Origin of the sequence: Streptomyces sp. NPDC005202 (assembly GCF_040608235.1) — a bacterium.
In the GTDB taxonomy this organism is placed as follows: domain Bacteria; phylum Actinomycetota; class Actinomycetes; order Streptomycetales; family Streptomycetaceae; genus Streptomyces.
This window is the reverse complement of sequence record NZ_JBEXHW010000085.1, coordinates 1-2065: the sequence shown is the minus strand read 5'-3', so window position 1 is coordinate 2065 and position 2065 is coordinate 1. Positions and strand designations below refer to the sequence as shown.

At 64.6% G+C, this 2065-nt stretch carries 2 protein-coding genes; both read left to right on the top strand.

Annotation, left to right across the window (positions count from 1 at the left end; genetic code table 11):
- The first annotated feature begins 1077 nt into the window (after positions 1-1077).
- Positions 1078-1365: a transposase gene (locus ABZV31_RS38175; RefSeq protein WP_355901472.1), complete on the top strand. Its 288-nt coding sequence runs from the start codon at positions 1078-1080 to the stop codon at positions 1363-1365.
- Between the two features lie 17 nt (positions 1366-1382).
- The coding region (locus tag ABZV31_RS38170) for an IS3 family transposase (RefSeq protein ID WP_355901474.1) at positions 1383-2065 on the top strand (683 nt) is incomplete at its 3' end.

Sequence of the window (2065 nt, the reverse complement as noted above, 5' to 3'; positions counted from 1 at the left end):
GGTAGGCCGGACGCGTCCTTGGCACGATGAACTCCTCCTTGCGGGGACCAGTGTCCCCAAGCGGGTAGGTGTCCACCAAACCGGAGCAACATCAGGGAGGAGGGTTGGCCGTCGCTTCCCTCTTCGCAGCGGAGCGCGCGCACGTCGGCCACCGTTGGCGCGATCTTTGGGAGACGGACTGGCCGGAGGACGCTCCCGCCACTCCCCTCGTCCCATCTGGTCAGCAAGATCATGAGGACCGCGAGCGTTTGGTCTCGCAGCTGCGGGAGCGGCAATTGTCGCGGCCCTCGGGCCCCACGGTTCCGGCTCAGCCGAGCGGCCCGGTGAACTCACCCACAGGAGTCCCGTCACCTCCGTCGATCCCAGTTCCTCCGTCGGTCCCCACGCCTTCCGGCGTTGGGACCCCGCCCACCCCGCCGTCGGTTGAGCCTCGCAAGCTGGTCTCCTTGGCCGAACTACAGGCGCGTACCCCACAGGCCACCCGTATTGCTTCCTCGTCGCAGTCTCGCTCTGCGTCCTCCTCGAGAAGCCGACGTGCCGCCTCACTACCGCAACCGCGTCAGGGCGGGGCCGCGCCCAATGAACGTTCCGGACTGCTCGGCTATCAGGACCGGGATAAGGAGAAGACCGTCCTGGCACTACTTGCCGAATTGTTGGCGCGAGTGGGCGGACACTGGAAGATCAGCGAGGTCTTCAACGACTGGGGGCGGATGTCGTCGACTCAACAGGCCACTTCTACGAGATCAAGGCTCATGGCGGACCAGAGCCCGCCGACGTCTCTCTCACCAGCGCGGAACTCACGCGTGCGCTTGCAGAGGGAAGCAACTACTCGCTCGTCATCGCCTCGAACCTGGAAGAGGGCAGAGGGACCCCGACGCTGCGGATCATCACGGATCCGTTGTGCTTCTTCGAAGTCGAATCCATGGCTGACGTGAAGCTGAAGGGTGTACGTGACGCGGATGCCGATGCCGCCGTATGGCAATGGCCGGATGCCGGGGTGTGAGCACTGAGGGGCCTCGAAGATCCCGGACAGGGACCCAATAGGGTTGTCCTGTAAGGAATCGAGGGAAGTAGCAAGTGGCACGTCCAAGTCCGTACTCGCCGGAGTTCCGCGAAGAAGCGGTCCAGCTGGCGTTGAAGTCCAGCAAACCGATCGCTCATGTCGCCCGGGAACTCGAGTTGAACCCCGAGACGCTCCGCACGTGGGTGCGCAAATATGAGCGTGAACACGGTCGGCAGGACGGACCGCTGCCGGTGGACGAGCGGGCCCGGCTGAAGGAGCTTGAGCGCCGAAACCGCGAACTGGAGATGGAAGTCGCCTTCCTGAAAAAAGCCGCAGCGTACTTCGCGAGGGATCCCCGGTAGCGAGCAAGTACGAGTTCATCGAATCGATGCGGCTCGACAACGCGGAGTGCGCGTACTCCGTCGAGTTCATGTGCAGACAACTCGGCGTGTCCAAATCTGGCTACTACGACTGGCGAAACCGGCCCGACTCCGCGACCGCCCAGCGGCGCGAGGAACTGCGGCTCCTCATCAAGAAAGCATTTGAGATGTCCGACAGCACGTACGGCTACCGGCGCATCCACGCCCAGCTGCTCCGCTGGGGCGTCGCCGCCGGCCTGGAGTTGGTCCGGCAGCTGATGCGTGAGCTGGGCCTGGTGCCCTGCCAGCCGAGGCCGAAGCCGTGGTCGCTGACCCAAGCGGCACCGGGCCGGGTACCGGACCTCGTCGGGCGCGACTTCACCGCCGACGCACCCGGAGAAAAGCTCGTCGGCGATATCACCTACATTCCTACCGGCGAAGGGTGGCTGTATCTGGCGACCGTCATCGACTGCTGCACCAAAGAGGTCATCGGCTACGCGATGGACGACCACTACCAGACGTCGCTGATATCCCGGGCCATCAGCAACGCGGCCCGGAACAGGAAGCTCGCAAAGGGCGCCATATTCCACTCCGACCGCGGCAGCAACGGCGGATTCAACCGATCGTCGCAACACCTCGAACGTGGAGGGTGTTGTGGCTCAGGGAAGGGCGCGTGCGGCGATTCGGGCTGGTCGTCCGCCGC